Annotated in this window: 13 protein-coding genes; 6 read left to right on the top strand and 7 right to left on the bottom strand. The window is 38.2% G+C overall.

Going from position 1 to position 17,558, the window contains the following annotated elements; all coding sequences use genetic code 11:
- Positions 1-49: 49 nt before the first annotated feature.
- Complete coding sequence (locus ACN0TV_RS00685; RefSeq protein WP_417359104.1) at positions 50-1,690, bottom strand: amidohydrolase; 1,641 nt, start codon at positions 1,688-1,690, stop codon at positions 50-52.
- A 123-nt stretch (positions 1,691-1,813) separates the two neighbouring features.
- Here ACN0TV_RS00685 and ACN0TV_RS00680 point away from each other — a divergent pair, with 123 nt between their 5' ends.
- The 3 genes from ACN0TV_RS00680 to ACN0TV_RS00670 all read left to right on the top strand — a co-directional run bounded on the left by ACN0TV_RS00680 (position 1,814) and on the right by ACN0TV_RS00670 (position 5,320).
- The gene (locus tag ACN0TV_RS00680) at positions 1,814-4,033 is read left to right on the top strand and encodes an FUSC family protein (protein ID WP_417359102.1); all 2,220 of its coding nucleotides are present in this window, start codon (positions 1,814-1,816) and stop codon (positions 4,031-4,033) included.
- Positions 4,034-4,234: 201 nt separating this feature from the next.
- Positions 4,235-4,636: a hypothetical protein gene (locus ACN0TV_RS00675; protein WP_417359100.1), complete on the top strand. Its 402-nt coding sequence runs from the start codon at positions 4,235-4,237 to the stop codon at positions 4,634-4,636.
- 198 nt (positions 4,637-4,834) lie between these two features.
- Positions 4,835-5,320 (top strand): hypothetical protein, encoded by a 486-nt coding sequence (locus ACN0TV_RS00670; RefSeq protein ID WP_417359099.1) that lies wholly within the window; start codon positions 4,835-4,837, stop codon positions 5,318-5,320.
- Positions 5,321-5,486: 166 nt separating this feature from the next.
- Here the strand turns inward: ACN0TV_RS00670 and ACN0TV_RS00665 are convergent, their stop codons facing one another.
- Both ACN0TV_RS00665 and ACN0TV_RS00660 read right to left on the bottom strand, forming a co-directional pair.
- Positions 5,487-7,292, bottom strand: a complete 1,806-nt coding sequence (locus ACN0TV_RS00665; RefSeq protein ID WP_417359097.1) for a TonB-dependent receptor — start codon at positions 7,290-7,292, stop codon at positions 5,487-5,489.
- 11 nt (positions 7,293-7,303) lie between these two features.
- The gene (locus tag ACN0TV_RS00660; RefSeq protein WP_417359095.1) at positions 7,304-10,330 is read right to left on the bottom strand and encodes a tetratricopeptide repeat protein; all 3,027 of its coding nucleotides are present in this window, start codon (positions 10,328-10,330) and stop codon (positions 7,304-7,306) included.
- A gap of 217 nt (positions 10,331-10,547) precedes the next feature.
- On the opposite strand from ACN0TV_RS00660, the gene ACN0TV_RS00655 reads away from it, so the two are divergent.
- A complete protein-coding gene (locus tag ACN0TV_RS00655; RefSeq protein WP_417359093.1) occupies positions 10,548-11,231 on the top strand; it encodes a cell division ATP-binding protein FtsE in 684 nt (227 codons plus the stop codon).
- A 31-nt stretch (positions 11,232-11,262) separates the two neighbouring features.
- Here the strand turns inward: ACN0TV_RS00655 and ACN0TV_RS00650 are convergent, their stop codons facing one another.
- A complete protein-coding gene (locus ACN0TV_RS00650) occupies positions 11,263-11,490 on the bottom strand; it encodes a YgjV family protein (protein ID WP_417359091.1) in 228 nt (75 codons plus the stop codon).
- 389 nt (positions 11,491-11,879) lie between these two features.
- Positions 11,880-12,611 (bottom strand): CPBP family intramembrane glutamic endopeptidase, encoded by a 732-nt coding sequence (locus ACN0TV_RS00645; RefSeq protein WP_417359089.1) that lies wholly within the window; start codon positions 12,609-12,611, stop codon positions 11,880-11,882.
- Between the two features lie 194 nt (positions 12,612-12,805).
- Here ACN0TV_RS00645 and ppgK point away from each other — a divergent pair, with 194 nt between their 5' ends.
- Positions 12,806-13,570: a polyphosphate--glucose phosphotransferase gene (gene ppgK, locus ACN0TV_RS00640; protein ID WP_417359087.1), complete on the top strand. Its 765-nt coding sequence runs from the start codon at positions 12,806-12,808 to the stop codon at positions 13,568-13,570.
- A gap of 82 nt (positions 13,571-13,652) precedes the next feature.
- On the opposite strand, the gene typA is transcribed toward ppgK, so the two are convergent.
- Both typA and ACN0TV_RS00630 read right to left on the bottom strand, forming a co-directional pair.
- Positions 13,653-15,458 carry a translational GTPase TypA gene (gene typA, locus ACN0TV_RS00635; protein ID WP_417359085.1) on the bottom strand — a complete coding sequence of 602 codons (1,806 nt, stop codon included), beginning with the start codon at positions 15,456-15,458 and terminating at the stop codon, positions 13,653-13,655.
- A gap of 109 nt (positions 15,459-15,567) precedes the next feature.
- Positions 15,568-17,127 (bottom strand): M14 metallopeptidase family protein, encoded by a 1,560-nt coding sequence (locus tag ACN0TV_RS00630; protein ID WP_417359083.1) that lies wholly within the window; start codon positions 17,125-17,127, stop codon positions 15,568-15,570.
- Positions 17,128-17,274: 147 nt separating this feature from the next.
- Here ACN0TV_RS00630 and ACN0TV_RS00625 point away from each other — a divergent pair, with 147 nt between their 5' ends.
- Positions 17,275-17,556 (top strand): hypothetical protein, encoded by a 282-nt coding sequence (locus tag ACN0TV_RS00625; protein ID WP_417359081.1) that lies wholly within the window; start codon positions 17,275-17,277, stop codon positions 17,554-17,556.
- Positions 17,557-17,558: the final 2 nt, after the last annotated feature.

Genomic DNA, 17,558 nt, shown 5'->3' with positions numbered 1-17,558 from the left:
TTTTTTTAGATGATGGTATTCGAATTCAAAGCCCCTGCAATTATCTTGGTCAATAGACTTGTTTACCTGCTATAAAGGTTTTGTAGGCTTTCATTTCCGGAATCTCCTCTAGGGGTATGGTCATAATATCCTTATCCAGGATCACAAAATCCGCCATCTTACCTACCTCAATGCTACCTTTTTCATCTTCTTCAAAATTAGAATAGGCTGCCCAGATAGTCATTCCTTTTAGGGTCTCTTCTCTACTTAAAGCCTCATCTGCTTGAAATCCGGAATCTGGATAACCTTCCACATCCTTACGAGCCGTGGCCGCATAAAATGTCAAAAACGGACTGACGTATTCTACTGGAAAATCAGTACCTAAAACTATTAACCCGGCTTGCTCCAACAAACTCTTATAGGCATAAGCTCCTTTGATTCGCTCTGGCCCTAACCTGTCCTCTGCCCAGTACATATCACTGGTGGCATGAGTGGGCTGTACAGATGGAATGATATTATCGGAGAAAAAATGAAAATCTTCCTGGTCTACTATCTGAGCATGTTCGACCTTCCAACGTCTGTCTTGGTGTCCCTCAAGTGCTTTTTCATAAGCTCGTAAAACTACAACATTGGCGGAATCCCCAATGGCATGGGTGTTGAGTTGGTAGTCCGTCGCTGCCAAGCGTTCTGAAAGTTTATAAATCTCCTCCACCGGAGTAACCATCGCCCCAAAATGATTGTGCTGATCGCTATAGGGTTCCTTTAAAGCTGCCCCTCTAGATCCAAGTGCACCGTCAGCATAAGCTTTTACCGATTGCACATGTAGTCGATCAGTTTTGATCACTCCTCTATTTAAGAAATAATCCAAATCACCGGAAGTATTATTGATCATGGCGTACATACGCATGTCTAATACTCCTGCTTTTTGAAGGCTATCGACGAGCAAGATCACTTCTTTCGGCAATCCTGCATCATTTACCGTGGTTAAACCATATTGAAAACACTGCTCTTGAGCATCTAAAAGAGCTTTGACTGCAGTGGCTCTATCGGGTTGCGGAATAACTTCTTGTATCATTGCCATCGGATTGTCGATCAGCACTCCTGTGGGTTGCCCATCTTTAAGAACAATTTCTCCTCCTTCAACTTTGGTCTCTCCGGTAATCCCGGCTAGATCTAAAGCTTTTTGATTAACGAGTATTGCATGTCCATCGATACGAGTAAGCACTACAGGTGTCTTTGGAAAAAGTGAATCTAAAGCATCCTTTGTGGGATAGGAAGAATCCTCCCAATCGTTTTGATCCCAGCCCTGACCGATGATAAACTTACTCGAATTGTTCGCGGCAAATTTCTGAAGCCTCACCAGCAGTTCTTCAAAGCTTTTGGTACCCACTAAATCCGCTTCTTGTTCTTGCAGCCCAAGGCCAAAAAAGTGACAATGCCCATCTATAAAACCAGGATAAACCGGACGACCTTCCAGGTTGAGGGTTTCGTTGGATTGATAGGTCTTGTTTATTTCTTCGTTGGATCCAACGGCTACGAATTTACCGTCCTTTATTGCCACTGCTTCTGCCTGGCTCATGTTTTGGTCTACTGTGTACACTTTACCACTTAAGAGGATCAAATCAACTTTTACTTTGTTTTGACAACTCCCTAACAACATACATACTATTAGGAAAGCGGCACTAAATTTAGGAATATGTTTTATTTCCATTAAAGTTGCTTTAGTAATTCACTACTAAGATACTTAAATACAAAAAACTAAGATTATACTTCGTACTATTTTTAAAAGCATTCAACTATTAAAGTTAACTTTGCACTATTCAATCAGGTTTTTATGTTTCTGAAAATCATTCAAACTTCCAAAACGTACAACTTTACAAAAGGTTTACTGATTAGTAGCGCTGCCTTTAGTGCTGTAGCTATTTGTTACTATTTTTTCAATATGGCTATGGGTATCGGTGTAGCTAGTGGAGTCCTTATTATCTCTGCAAGTGACATCCCGGGAAACAACAAGCACCATTTGTACGGAATGCTGACCTCTACGCTTCTGGCGGTGATTAACTTTTACATCATTCACTACACTTCCATTAATGATTATTTGATTTTTGTGACCCTGGGAGTGCTTGTCTTTTTAAATGCCTATATCGCCATTTATGGATTCCGCGCATCCTTGATTGCTTTTTCAGGACTTATGACCATTGTTATAAGTTTTGCACGACCACTTTCTGGTGATGAGATTTGGTTGAATGCCTTTTATATCCTTCTCGGAGGCTTGTGGTATATCACACTCGCCGTTGTATTCGGAAGCTTTAGAACCCGGCAGTACAGCGAGGTTTTAATCAATGAATGTATGGAGCTCACGGCAGAATACTTAAAATCTAGAGTAGCTGCAATCAATCCTAAAAATCGTCGAGAAGCCCTTAGCACACATCTGAATTTACAGAATGAGATCAATGAAAAACATGAAAGTCTGAGGGAAATCCTGTTACATCAGCGACAACGCTCCGGGGGCATGTACTCCAAAAGGAGACAGTTGTTACTTTTTATTGAGCTTATCGATATTCATGAATTTGCAGTAGCCAATCCATATCGATATAAAAATTATGATTCCGGCAGCGAGAGATTTAAAGCCGTTACTGCTCAAATTGCATTAGCGATGAATGCTATTGCGGATAACTTGCTTTTGATGGCCGGTAACGCTCCTGACAAAACAGCACAAAGGTCCTCCTTGCAACAAGCAGAACAATTGATTAGCCAGGCGAAAAATGCAGTAAAATCCTTCGAGAACGCAAGTGATAATGAACAAGCCCACAACGAAGCTCTACAATTAAAATACGTTTTAGATTACGTCCAAAACCAATACAAAAAAATAAAATTAGTAGGGGCTATCCTCAGAAGCACCAATACTAAAAACACCCTTGAAATTAATCAAAGGGATCATGAGAAATTTATCACTGCTCAGGATTACAGTCCTAAATTATTATTAGAAAACCTAAGTTTAAAATCCCCCATATTTAAACACTCCCTGCGGTTGGTCTTTACCGTCCTGGCGGGTTACCTGATCGGTGTATACTTTGAGATTCAGAATGCGTATTGGATCATGCTTACCATCATTGTGATTATGCGTCCTGGCTATGTGTTGACAAAGGATAGAACAAAACAACGAATCGTAGGGACACTCATTGGTGGGGTGGTGGCCATGGGCATTGTGCTGCTGACCGGTAATATGATCGTCTATATGGTAATCACCTTTATCGCACTAACACTTTCCATCACTTTGGTTCAGCAAAACTACAAAGCCTCCGCAGCCTTTGTAACCTTGACTATAGTGTTTATCTATGCGATGATAGCACCCAATGCCCTTGAAATTATTGAGTATAGAATTACCGATACGATTATTGGGGCTGCACTGGCCAGTATTGCCAATATTTTACTTTGGCCTGCCTGGGAAAAGGAGAGCTTCAAAACATTGATCGAGGAGGCCATTGAAGCAAATAAAAACTATTTGGAGGAAGTTCGCATATTCTACCATAATAAGGTTGAATTAAAAACCTCCTACAAGGTCAGCAGAAAAGAGACATTTCTTGCCATGGGCAACCTACATGCTGGTTTTCAACGCATGACACAGGAACCTAAAAAGCAACGTCAAAACTTGGATCAGATCTACACAATTGTAGTGACGCTTAATTCACTTTTATCAGCCACAGCTTCCTTGGGAACCTATACACAGATTCACAAGACTACAGATGCTTCAAAATATTTTGACACCTATAGTTTTGCCATTCAAAACGAACTCTCACACTGTCTTAACTTATTGAAAAACCAACAAAACACAGTTTACTCCAAAGTAAATCTAGAGGAGGCCAAAATCTATTTACAGGAGACATTTGAGCGGCTTCAACTCGTAGCTGCCCTGGATGTTGAAACTTCTGAAATACAAGAACAGCTCAAGGAGGTTCGTATAATAACCCAGCAGCTTGAGTGGCAACATTCTCTAGCAGTTAATCTACATTCGGGGATCAAGAAATACTTGGAATCAGAACATAGCATATAACCTAGGCTCAACCTAAAAGCTTATAAAACAGAAACACATTATCTCACTTATTTTTAATTTTTTTTTGTCCAACCATTGGGGGGAAGTATATTTAATGAGAAAAAGTTTAAACCACTTCTTTATATACGAAAGAAGTATAGTAAAGGCCAGTTTTAAAATTATCTTTAACAGAACAACATAATATCTTGCAAATAATCACCAATGAAAAAAATAATGGAAGCAAATCATGTGATTAAAATAGTTATTATAGTACTTATGTTTCCTTTTTTAGGAAAATCTCAGGAAAAGTACCTGTTATACAAACCTGAAAAAGATTCCATTATATGCAAAGGGGAGGATCTATACTATATAATAGATGAAAATTTGTTTGATATAAATCGATATAATAAAATCGATACAATTGATTTCAAAAAAATTCAGCTTATAGAATTTTCAACAGTTAGTAATCTTTACACTGAGGCTAAGAAAAATTTTCTTGAAGTTAGCGATGAAAAAAACCTATTCATTGAAACTTTTAATGAAATTTTCGAATACGTATATATATTAGAAAAGCTACCCGAATGTAAATACAAGCGTACCCGGGTGTGGTGGATAGATTATTAAAGTAGAAAAAATTGTTCTAAGTAAAAACAAAGTAGAAGCTATCCGGTAGGTAAATAGAAATAAAATATCATGCGAGTAATTTTAATAATTTTCTTTGTTCTAGGTTTATTCTATCAATGCAGTAAACCTAATTCCAATCAGAATGAAGTCCTCATTCAGTTTTTGACTGAGCAATTCGATAATAAAAAAGACTATAGAATGTATGTTCCACTCCCGCCGCCAGACATGCATGATAGCACTTATTACGAAGGGAAAATGAAACCGGATTCTGTAATTAGAAACTTAAAACCATTAACAGTATACATAAACGATAGTATACGGTATGATTCTGCTTTCAAGCCTAAAATGGATTTTCCAGTGGGTTTTTCTTTTGTTAAGGAAATTTCTACTTCGCTTACACCGGCAGTATATATAGATATTAACTCCATATTAAGAAGTAAAGAGGTAATTATACGGAGTATCCAGTCTAGTGAAATTGAAAATATACTATCTACTGTTCGTTACCGTGATAATTATGGAGGAATCATAAGTTTTCAAAATTTATTATTCTCAAAAGATCAAAAAAAGGCATATTTTGAAGTTCATTATTTTAAAGGAAAATTAAATGCCAGTACATATGTTGTATATGCCGAATGGAGAAATGGAAAATGGAAATATCAATTAAAACAACTATCAATTTCTTAAACTAGATTAGCCTGAAATAAGTTGAACTGTATAATCCTGAAAATGATTACTATTAAAACCCTATTCGAATGAAAAGAAGATGGTGCCACTGGCACCATCTGTATCTTCTACTGATCAATGAAGTGATCTCGTTTTTTTATATTTTTGTATTGGGTATACCCTTTTTTTATAAATCAAATTTATATGAAATTCCTGCTAAGATTTGAAAGTCTTGAACCGGGTAATGCACATACCTCTGGTAAGGACCACCTGTGATATTATTTGCTTTTATAAACGCTGACCACTGATCAGTAATTTCATAACCTACATTGGCATTTAAATCAAAATAACCATCCAGGGTATAACGCTCAGGACTTATCCGTGTCGGATTGTCGATAAAGTCTTCTCGTTCTCCTATATAAAAGGCCTTAACACCTGCTGACCACTTCCCTATATAATAAGAAGCAAAGGCAGCGGATTTAAAGTTAGGAACGTTCCATGGCTCATAGATATCGTCCATGGCGTAGTTTAGAAATTCTGCATTAATACCAGCGGAGAAATTACGATTGATATCTACGTTGATCTCACCAAATACAGAGATTGAACTCACATCATCATAAAGCACCTCAAATGAGTTCCCATAGGCGTAGCCCTGATTGTTTTGGATTTGACTATCCATACCGGTATGGAAGGAATTTGAACGATAGAAATACGCATTGCTTACAGAGCGATAGCTACCTTTTAGGTTATACCCTACATTAGGCAAAAATCGGCCTTGAACTCCGACATAACCGTTGTATTTCTGATCGGTTGGCCGTACGTATATGGTAGGTGATACATAGGGGTTTTCTTGTGCAAAATCGTAATATGAATTTTGCTTCAGCTCCCCATCAACACCTCCGTAAACGGTTACAAACTCATCTATGACATCATAGGTTGCATGTACATTAGGATAAAAGAAAAAGTCGCCATCACTGTTTTCTATATCTTGGTTGTAATAAATAGAAGCTCCAAGAGTCACAGCATAATCCTCTCCTGTGAGTTGTATGCTTGGACTAAGACCTGCCATTAGATTGCTGTATTTTATTGGTGTATCTACATTAAAATAAGTACGATCAAAATCACCACCTACATAATCCACCTTGAGATCTAAGTTGACCAATTCACTTCCCATCGGGAATTGAAATTTAGGGCTTAGAACGGCACGATTCTCTCCTGAGCTAAAACCATCCCAGAACCGACGATAATAGACCTCTCCACCGGTAAAGTAGGAATCTTGAAATCCGATATCTCCACCAATAAAGGCAGTGTAATAAGATTGTTTTTCATCAATTGCTGCTAATTCTTCATTAGCGTACACTCCTGTAGGCACTCCGTACCAGTTATAGATCTGGTGTTGGAAACCTCCTTTTATACCCCAATTCATATAACGATCGTTCATCTTGTAATGCGCCTGAAGTGCGGTATTGAAAAACTTATCATCCAGTTCCACTTCATCTATTCCTCCCTGTGAGGAATGGTGTGTCAGCATCACATCGAGTCTCTGATCTCTACTAAAATCATAACTGGTATAAAAATCCAGCAATGCAGTATTGTAATTCCCAAGGCCGAGTGCCAAGTATGAATTGTAAAGTTGTTCTTTCGGTGCTCTTTTAAGGCCGGTGGCTTTTCCCTTTGAGGGGGTAAAGGTAGAGGCTACGGGAACCGAGAAAATGGTATAATCTATTTCTTTGGTCGCTGTGGTGATAGAATCACTCAGCGATGGGGTTGTTTGAATTTTATTGGCATCTGAAATCGTTGGCGTATAGGCTTTTACCACATTGACCACCTCGGTTCCGATACCTTCTTCTTTTTTCAGGTCAGTGCTGTCTTTTTCTTGTGCTGACAAACTTCCTACTCCTGTTATTAATAAACCTAGGATACCCAAAATCACATTGCCCGGACTCCTAAAAAATTTTGGTTTATTCGCTGTACTATAAACGTGAACTCTCATAAAATCTCTCATTAATTTTGATTTGGAGCAATGGATGAATTTCGTTGGGCTTCTTTCTCTTTAACTTTTGCCAACTCCGTTTTGGCTTGTCCTACCACTTCCGGGAATTGACCAAAGTTATCAATGACACTTTGCAAAATATAGGTGGCCTGGAAGGCGTCATCCATGGCCGCAAAGTTTTTAGCCATGACAACAAGTCCTTTGGCACCAAATTCCTTATAGGAAGCATAGTTTTTAGCTAGGTTTTGAGCTGAAGCATTTGATGCTTCGTAATTCCCTTCTTTATTTTTAAAATAGGCATCGTAGTAGAGCGCCTCAGCTGCGAGTTTCCCTGTGGCTATTTTTTGAACTTTAGCATAAGCCTCTTTAGCTTTTGCTTCATTCCCTGTGGCCATTGCGGACCTTGCGATCATAATGTGGGCATCACTTTTAATACGATCTTCAACCTTTGAATTCGCCAACACCTTTTCTGCATAAGCAATGGTTTGTGGATAATTCTTTTGCTGATAGCTCGCCTTCATAATATTGGATTGAGCGAAAATGATATTCTCTTGAAAATCTGCCCCTTGTTCCAAGGTCTTCAAAATAGGAATAGCCTGATTGTAATCTTGTTTATCCATATAGATTTCTGCAGCTCTAACAGCGGATTCTTCAGAGAACTCACTTCTATTCTGATCCACCACATACCTAAAATGAGGTAATGCCTGTTCTTGCAATCCATCCTTGTAATACAACTGCCCTAAATAAAAATGTGACTTGAGAACTTGGGCGCCGTTTGGAAATTGGCTGATATAATTTTCAAAGCCTTTAATGGCCGCTTTGGTTTTGTTTTGAACGTATTGTCTTTCTGCGGATTCAAAGGAAGCACTTTCGAGTTCATTCTCCGTTACTTTAACAAAGTCAAGACCCTTAACCCAGTCTGCATATGCCGTTACATTTCCTTGATCCACATAAATCTGTTTTGCAGTTGCCACCGCTTGAATGGCCTGAGGAGTGTTTGGAAATTGCGTAGTTACAGCTTTTAACTGCGTCAATGCCTTTTCGTTTTGACCTGAGTTGTAATATGACAAGCCTTCTTTTAATTTGGCTTTGGAGACAAAAGAACTCATAGGGTATTTCGTATATAAATCATGATATACTGCGACACCTTTGTCTGCTTGATCATTATTTATATAGGTATTTCCTAATTCATATAGGGCGTCATCCGCTAGATTGGATTTTGGAAATCGCTGTACGAAGCTTACCAATTCCTCTATCTTTTTTGGTGTACGATCTACAAAACCGTAACTGATTGCTTTTTGATAGTGGGCGTAATCGGCGTTTTCCCCTCCCATTTCAATAGCTTTGTTATAAGCTTCCATTGCCGGCCAGTAACTGCGATCTGCAAATTGACTATCCGCAAGTCGCAAATACGTATCTTTTACATGAGCCTTGTCTTTATCAGAACCACTGTTTAGATAGGCTTTAAAATTGGTCGCTGCTTGATCGTAATCTTTTAATTTAAAATACGCATAAGCCAAATCATATAAATGATTATTGTACTCAGGCGTTTGTGATGCTAGTGCATTTTGGGAGAATTGTTTCCAACCAAGCACGGCTTCCTGGTAGTTTTCATTGACATAATCGACCTGAGCATTCCAATATAAGGCTCTAGCTGTAAAGCGCATGTCCTGCTGCTCTTTTAAAGATTTTTCAAAATACCCCTTAGCCTGATCATAAGATCCTTGATTAAAAAGCTCCAAGGCTCTGTAGAAGGCAACTTTTTGATAGGTCGTTTTATTACTAAAATTTTTATTGCTTTCTAAAAGCTCCAGCGCAGCATCGTAATCTTTTGAAGTTATATAAGAATCCACTAACAGGTCTTGAATCTCTTGCTTGTTCTTGCTGTTCGGATACTTCTCTAAGTAGTTGGTAAGCACAATAGGCGCACTCTCATACGGGTTTCCGATTTCATAACTAAGGCGTGCATAATTTAATGCAGCATCACTTTGAATCTGTTGATCAAAACTCATTTGAGAAGCATTTCTAAAAGCATTTAAGGCCTGTTGCTTCTTGTCTGTTTTCAAATAACACTCTGCCAAATGGTAATAGGCATTTTGAGCAACAGCATTATTTCCTTCAACAATTTTATTAAACTGACCGATGGCCGACTCATATTCGCCTTGCTTGTAATAAGCATATCCCAATTGGTAGAAATCGGTATTGTTCCATCTTCCTTGTTTACCCTTGTATTGTTTTAAATAAGGAATAGCCTCTTGGTACTGCTCTTTATTGAAGTAGCTCTCACCAATGATCTTATTTAACTCGGAGGTCTCTTTGGGATCTGAATTTGCAAGTTGTCCTTTTGCAAGAGCGATAGCCTCGTCAAACTTTCCGAGCTTGAAGTTCATGTCAGCTTGATAATAAGACAGCTTTGTGTTGAGCTCTTGATTTGAGGAAACTTGATCAAAATATTGCGTAGCCTCGGAGTAGTCATCTCCTTGATAGGCCATATAACCTATGTAGTATTTCGCTTGTGAACCATATTTGTCGGTATTGGAAATACGCTCTAGATACTGTTTTGAAGCCGCGTATTTTTTAGCGGTAAACAGGGCGTATCCTTTTTTAAAGTTGAATTCTTCTTGCTCACTTAGGCTCATGGACCGATCCTCTGCTCTATCCAACCACTGAAGGGCATCTACATATTTCCCTTGATCAAAGTAGTAATCCGCAACATCCATATAGGCTGAGCTTCTCTTTGTGGAGGTCGGGTATTGGGTAACAAAGTCCTCCATCAATTGATCCGCACCTAATTGATTGGTCCGAATTGCAGCATTGGCAGCATAATAGGCAGAACTAGCTTCCAAAGACTCGTTGTCCGTTGAACTTTTAACCTTGTTAAACAATAATTGTGAGGCTTGATACTGATTTTGATGATAAAGATCTAATGCTTTGTAATAATCCTTATCATCATGGGTGTAAACCGTAGATTCTTGTGCGTGAAGGTAGGCACTTCCCAATAACAAGAACACAATAAATCCTTTAGGTTGTCGATACATATAAACATCTTTAGTTCCGAATTCAAAAATACATGATGATTACATTATTAACGTCGAATTTTTGTTATAATTATCCTAAAGAAAGAAATTCTATGACAGAAACACATATTATATTTACCTTTGAATAAGGTGAATTTAAAATATATTGATGTACTGACCATTAGCGCAGACCATTACTTTAAATTCAAATACAACAAATTATCAATTTTAACTACCCATGAGTGACGTTATACTAGAGCTAAGAGATGTAGCTATCTATCAAAGAGAAAATTTAGTGCTTAGTGAAATTAACCTATCTATTGACCAAGGTGAATTCGTATATCTAATCGGTAAAACGGGTAGTGGTAAAAGTAGCTTCATGAAAACACTCTACGGTGATCTTCCGCTAACACAGGGTTCAGGATCAATTGTAGATTATGATTTACGCACACTTAAGGAAAGTGATATTCCATTTTTGAGACGAAAATTAGGTATCGTTTTCCAGGATTTTAAGCTCTTACCGGATCGTACCATTAACGACAATTTATTGTTTGTACTTAAGGCTACCGGCTGGATTGACAAGGATAAGATCGCAGCTAAAATTGATGAAGTTTTAACCAAAGTAGGAATGGCAACTAAAGGCTTTAAATACCCGCATCAACTCTCAGGCGGCGAACAGCAGCGCGTTGCGATTGCTCGTTCCCTGCTAAACGACCCTGAACTTATACTCGCTGATGAGCCTACCGGAAACCTGGATCCACAAACCAGTGTAGAGGTTATGGAAGTACTACAGGAAATTAACAAGAGCGGGCGTACCATTCTAATGGCAACCCATGATTATGCGCTGCTGCTCAAGTTCCCTTCCAAAACACTAAAATGTGATGGCAGTAAGGTATTTGAGGTTGTACAGAAAAATGTGTAATCGTTCTCGAAATTAAACCCAAGGACAGTATTTACTTCTTATTGATCCACAAATAATAGACATTCACGCCTATAATAGCGCCATTAGTGAGTGCTACCGGAATAGTGGGCAAAAGGATTCCGTAGAGAACAAACAGTGCACAACCTATGGAGTTTACAATTCTCAAGGCCCTTATATTTTTCATAAAGAAAGAGACTAATACGCATAGTGAAGCTGCATATCCAATGAGTTCAATTGGTGAGGTATCAAGATATTCCATGGTTACTTTATATAATAATGCTTTCTAAAAATAAGCTTTTTCCAGCTAGAAGTGGTTTAAAACTTCTTGAATTCTTTCAACTATACTTGAATCTTCGTTTAGAAAATGAATTTTCTTCAATTGTATTTTTATAAAAAATTCCTAAGTACATGACAAAAATTGTAAAACATTGATATTAAATTTATTACATTCTATCAATAACACTCTAAACAAGTAATCCAGTCCATATTTACTTATGCTCACGGCTCTGCGTCCATGTTTTTTAATCTAGATAGGCCTTACTTGTTTGTCGATATAATCTCCAATATGATAACACCAGACGAAGGCAATCATCACTAGTAGCACCAGCTTCTCTAGGCGGTCCAATTTGACCACATGGGTAGGCTAGGCTACCCCTCTATTTTGTGCTTCTTTTTTTGGAATGTCATTAGTAGAATCCACACCAATACTAAGACTGAAAGCCAAATAATCTTTGGAGTAAAGCTTAAATCCCACCACTGCATTAGGTTAAAAACACTGTGAAAAGCTGCCACGATTAAAATGGACTTGGTTTGCTCCAACAGTCTACCTAACAGCCAAGTTCCAACCAGGAGGATTAGAAAAAACAGTGCCTCTGATTTTATCGAATTCCCAGAAAGAAAACTAAGATGCCAAAAATACCACACTACAGCAATCAATAGCACTCTGATTGGTTCTGATAAGGGCTGTAGCGCATGCTCTAAATATCCTCTCCAACCGGTTTCTTCGAAATAAGCATGTATAGATAACACTATAGCAGTTAAAGTTCCCCAATAGTACGGATTTAAACCTTTGTCGTTTTGGTTTCCGATCACTGTAAGTAAAATGACACTAATCCCAAGCATCATCCAACCAGTGCTTTTGTATTTACCCCTTGGTGTGGAATCGATGACATTGGGGTGTAGCTTTCGAAGTACTAATCCAGCTACAAATGGACCTATACCTTGCAATAGTATTTTAAACTGATCTAAACCAAATGGTAAGCTGAAATTCTCTAATGTGTCAGATAACCAGCCTAGGTTTGCTGGTGCAGAAATCAAATAAGAGATAAGCACAAATAGAATGACATATTTCCAATGTACATGTTGTTGGGTATCGTTCATTTGTCCGGGTGCAAAATTTTTAAGTTTGTCTCTTAATATAAAGCTGCTACAATTTACATTTTTTGTAGAAGTTTTCGGCAATCTTTTAGAGTACAATTATCATCGATTTTTACAAAAATTGCAAAAACATTTGCCTAATGCTAGCAATCTTTTAAATTTACAGTTCTAATGCATTTGTTTTTAAAGAATATTACATGGAAGTTTTAGGGATAGACATCGGGGCAACGGGAATGAAAGGTGCAATTGTTGATATCGAAAAAGGTGAATTAACCACCGAACGATTTCGATTAGACACGCCTCGACCTGCAACCCCTGAGGCTATGGTAGAAGTGGTCAAGGCAATTATCGAACATTTTAATTGGAATGGCCCTGTAGGCTGCGGATTTCCATCCTCGATCCACCACAGTGTTGTACACACCTCTAGCAACCTAAATCCAAAATGGGTAGGTGTTAATATTGATGAGTTTTTTGAAAAAGAAACCGGACTCCCATTTGTGGTGGTGAATGATGCCGATGCTGCGGGTATAGCTGAAATGAACTTTGGCGCAGGAAGAGGGAAAAAAGGATTAGTGCTCACCATTACCGTTGGTACCGGATTAGGCAGTGGTGCTTTTTTCGATGGAAAGCTTGTCCCAAATCTAGAATTAGGTCAATTGCATTATAAGAGATACGACAGAATTGAAAAATACGCATCGAATGCGACGCGTAAGAACAAAAATATGAGTTTTAAGAAATGGGGGAAACGTTTTAATAAAGTCCTTAATTATGTGGACTTAATCCTTTGCCCGGATCTTTTCATCATCGGTGGTGGCGGCAGTAAGTATTTTGATGAGTACAAGAAATATCTCAAGCTAAAAGTTCCTGTTATTCCTGCAGAATCTAGAAATGAGGCTGGAATAATCGGCGCAGCCCTTGCAGCTAATTCCTTGAAAACAAAACAGGAGTCAGCGGTAAACTAAACTGAAAATAATAGGTGTAAAAAAAACGAATGATTTATGGTCATTCGTTTTTTTTATATGTAGTAGTGAATCTACTTATGGATTAACTAATTTGTTTGCCCATTCGTTTACGATCTACCTCTTTTAGATAGACCTTACGGATACGCATTGTCTTAGGAGTTACCTCAACATACTCATCCTTTTGGATGTATTCTAAGGCTTCTTCTAATGAAAACTTAATCGCCGGTACGATTTTAGCTTTATCGTCTGCTCCTGAAGAACGTACGTTACTCAACTTTTTAGTTTTTGTAATATTCACGGTCATATCATCAGAACGTGAATTTTCTCCTACAACCTGACCCTCGTAAATTTCTTCGTTAGGATCAACAAAGAATTTACCACGATCCTGAAGTTTATCGATAGAATAAGGAATTGCTTTTCCTGTTTCCATGGAGATTAAAGAACCGTTGTTACGCCCTGGAATTTCTCCTTTATAAGGTTGGTATTCTAAAAAACGGTGGTTCATAATAGCTTCTCCAGCGGTGGCAGTAAGCAATTGATTTCTAAGACCAATAATACCTCTAGATGGAATATTGAAACGGATGTTCATACGCTCACCCTTAGGCTCCATACTCAACATCTCCCCTTTTCTCATAGTAACCATCTCTACTGCTTTACCTGAAACAGCTTCCGGAAGGTCAATGGTCAACTCCTCAATTGGTTCACATTTTACACCATCAACAACTTTGATGATTACCTGTGGTTGTCCAATTTGAAGTTCATAGCCTTCTCTACGCATAGTCTCAATTAGCACTGATAAGTGAAGTACTCCTCGTCCGAAGACCATGAATTTATCAGCACTGTCAGTAGGTTGAACACGTAAGGCCAGGTTTTTCTCTAATTCCTTGTCCAAACGTTCTTTAATGTGTCTTGAGGTTACGAATTTACCGTCTTTTCCAAAGAAAGGAGAATCATTAATGGTAAATAACATACTCATTGTTGGCTCATCGATAGCGATAGTTGGTAGTGCTTCAGGATTTTCAAAATCCGCAATAGTATCTCCAATATCAAATCCTTCCAAACCGGCAATAGCACAGATATCACCTGGCTGTACCTCATCAACTTTTTTACGTCCTAACCCATCAAAAATATGTAGTTCTTTGATTTTGGATTTAACGATAGTCCCATCTCTTTTTACCAAGGAGATGTTCATATTTGATTTTAATGTTCCTCTTTGAAGTCTTCCAATAGCAATTCGTCCGGTAAAGGAAGAGAAGTCTAAGGAAGTAATAAGCATCTGTGTATTTCCTTCTTCTATTTTAGGAGAAGGGATGTGCTCAACCACCATGTCTAGAAGTGGTTCTAGGCTTTCAGTTGGCTTGGCCCAGTCTTCTGACATCCAATTGTTTTTAGCAGAACCGTAAACAGCCGGGAAATCTAATTGCCATTCTTCTGCTCCTAATTCAAACATTAGGTCAAAAACAGCTTCGTGCACCTCTTCAGGTGTACAGTTTTCTTTATCCACTTTGTTCACAACCACTATGGGCTTCAACTTCATGGATATTGCTTTTTGCAACACAAAACGTGTTTGTGGCATCGGCCCTTCGAAAGCATCTACAAGCAGTAGAACTCCATCGGCCATATTAAGTACTCGCTCAACTTCTCCTCCGAAGTCGGCGTGACCAGGGGTATCGATAATGTTGATTTTAGTTCCTTTGTACATTACCGAAACATTCTTAGAAAGAATGGTAATTCCGCGTTCTCTCTCGATATCGTTGTTATCCAGTATAAGTTCACCGGATTCTTGATTATCTCTGAACAATTCGCAGTGATGTAAGATTTTGTCCACCAAGGTAGTTTTACCGTGGTCAACGTGTGCAATTATTGCAATATTCTTTATGGTTGTCATATAAACCCTTTATTTTGAGGGCGCAAAGGTAGAGTTTTTTTAGCTGGATTAATTATAAAATTTTAATTAATTTTCAGAATTTACGATAGTTTAACGGGCTATTATTCAATTAATTATATATCAAAGCGTTTGTGAAATTTGCCTTAGGTTGCTCTAAATCCACTAAAAAACCATTAGTGATTAAATAGCGTAAACGCCCGTCTTTTTTAAGAAAAAAGCAAGGATTAGCCCCAAGATGAAGGCTGAAATCAGGCACTTCGTTTTTAGCTAAAATATGGACTGGTAAGGCTATCGATTTTTGATCCTCGGGAATTTGTTCAACCACCACATAACCATAACCTTGATTTAAAATAGATTTTAGATCTGATTTTAAAACTTCATCTATTGTAGTGAAAGATTCCGGGTATATTTTAGCCGACTCAATGGTATAAGACGAAGCATCCAAAGATTGGTACCCGTAATGGGTAGACAAATCACCCATATCGTCAATTCTTCCTTTTCGATAATACCCTTTGTTATTTTTAGTGGCGATCTGAGGGGTGTTTATCCCTATATCAAGCGTATAGGTGTTCCCTAAGAGCTCATAAGATACCTTACTCAATTTTAAATCAAATAACTTTCTGTCGTTTTTAGGAATTTTAAAATAGTCCTTAGTGTTGCTTTTTAAGTAGTCCTTTGTTGCAATGGCTTCCATTGCGGATATAATGGACACAAAATTGAGTTTTCTTAGAAATTGCTTATCAGGATCTTCTGGATATCCGCCGGACTCTATTAGCACTGTACTGGTACCCCATTTTTGGATGTTATCTCCAAAAGCTCTTGGTTCAAAATCATCATTATAACGACCAATGTGACCAGGGACAAACTCTTGAAGTATGGCGTTCATATACACAATGAGCTTCATGGAATTTTCTCTAACCTTATTGACATCTTTGTCATAATTATAGGCTGGTGCAAGAAATGAAATTGCTGCTGATTTAGGAGTTCTATTAGCATTATAATAGGTGCTTTGATCGTGAAGGTTGAATCCAAAATCTGCCTCTAGACTATCGCGAACCTTCTTCAATGTTTTACTCTCAGGAGATTGCAAACGCACGGCATCACGATTTATATCAACATCAAGAGCGTTGCGTCGAGTAAACCGCTGAGCACCATCAGGATTTAGCATGGGTAGAAAATGGATGCGCAATCTCGAGAGCATAGTGCTTTTTTGCTTCATAAAGTCATCTTGCTTAAAGAAATTGATGATATCAAATATGGCCATGGTTGCCGTGGATTCATCACCATGCATTTGTGACCACAACAGCACATCGATATCCCCTTTCCCAAAACTTATAAGGTTAAGGCTCCGTCCTTCTATTGAAGTTCCAACCCTTGTCACCTCGAACAAGTCATTATGTTCTAGGTTCGTGAAAAGCGGCACGATTTGACCATGAGTAAAGCGTCGTGTCTTTAGAGACTCTTCTTTATACTGATCATAGTTTTCAAACAATTGGTTGTAAAAATCTTGGCAGTAGACAGTGCTTATACCTGACAATAGAGCAAGACCCAGAAAAATACTTTTACGGAAGAAATTCATCAGCTTTGGTTTTAATTGATAACTCGGACGTTTTGCACTAAAGGCAACATGATTTAGTGATTCATGTAAATTTAAGATTTTTTTTATCATCTTAAGTTTTGGCTACAATATCATTGAATTTGGCTACAACACAGCTAATGTATTGTTAGAACTTTGTAAAAACAAAACAAAGTTAAGAGTAAACAAAATTCAAAAATAGCACTGGTAACTTGTGGTAGTCGCGGACTCGGAAGAGATATGGCAATCAGTTTAGCCAAAAAAGGATTGCAAGTTGTCCTTACTTATAAAAGTGACCGACAAGCCGCAAGTAAGGTTGTTGCAGAGATTGAAAATATGGGTCAAAAGGCAATCTCTTTGCCATTGGATGTTTCAGAGCAATCTCACTTTGATGCTTTTTTCGTAGAGTTGGTTTACCCACCGATATTGGCTCAGTCGTTGCCTTCCTTTGTACAGATGAGGCAGGATGGATTAACGCCCAACGTATTGAGGTCTCCGGAGGACAGGCGATATAATTGTTAAAC

This window comes from Galbibacter sp., from assembly GCF_048266365.1.
In the GTDB taxonomy this organism is placed as follows: domain Bacteria; phylum Bacteroidota; class Bacteroidia; order Flavobacteriales; family Flavobacteriaceae; genus Galbibacter.
The sequence above is the reverse complement of the archived record's forward strand: the minus strand, read 5'-3'. Positions and strand labels throughout refer to the sequence as shown.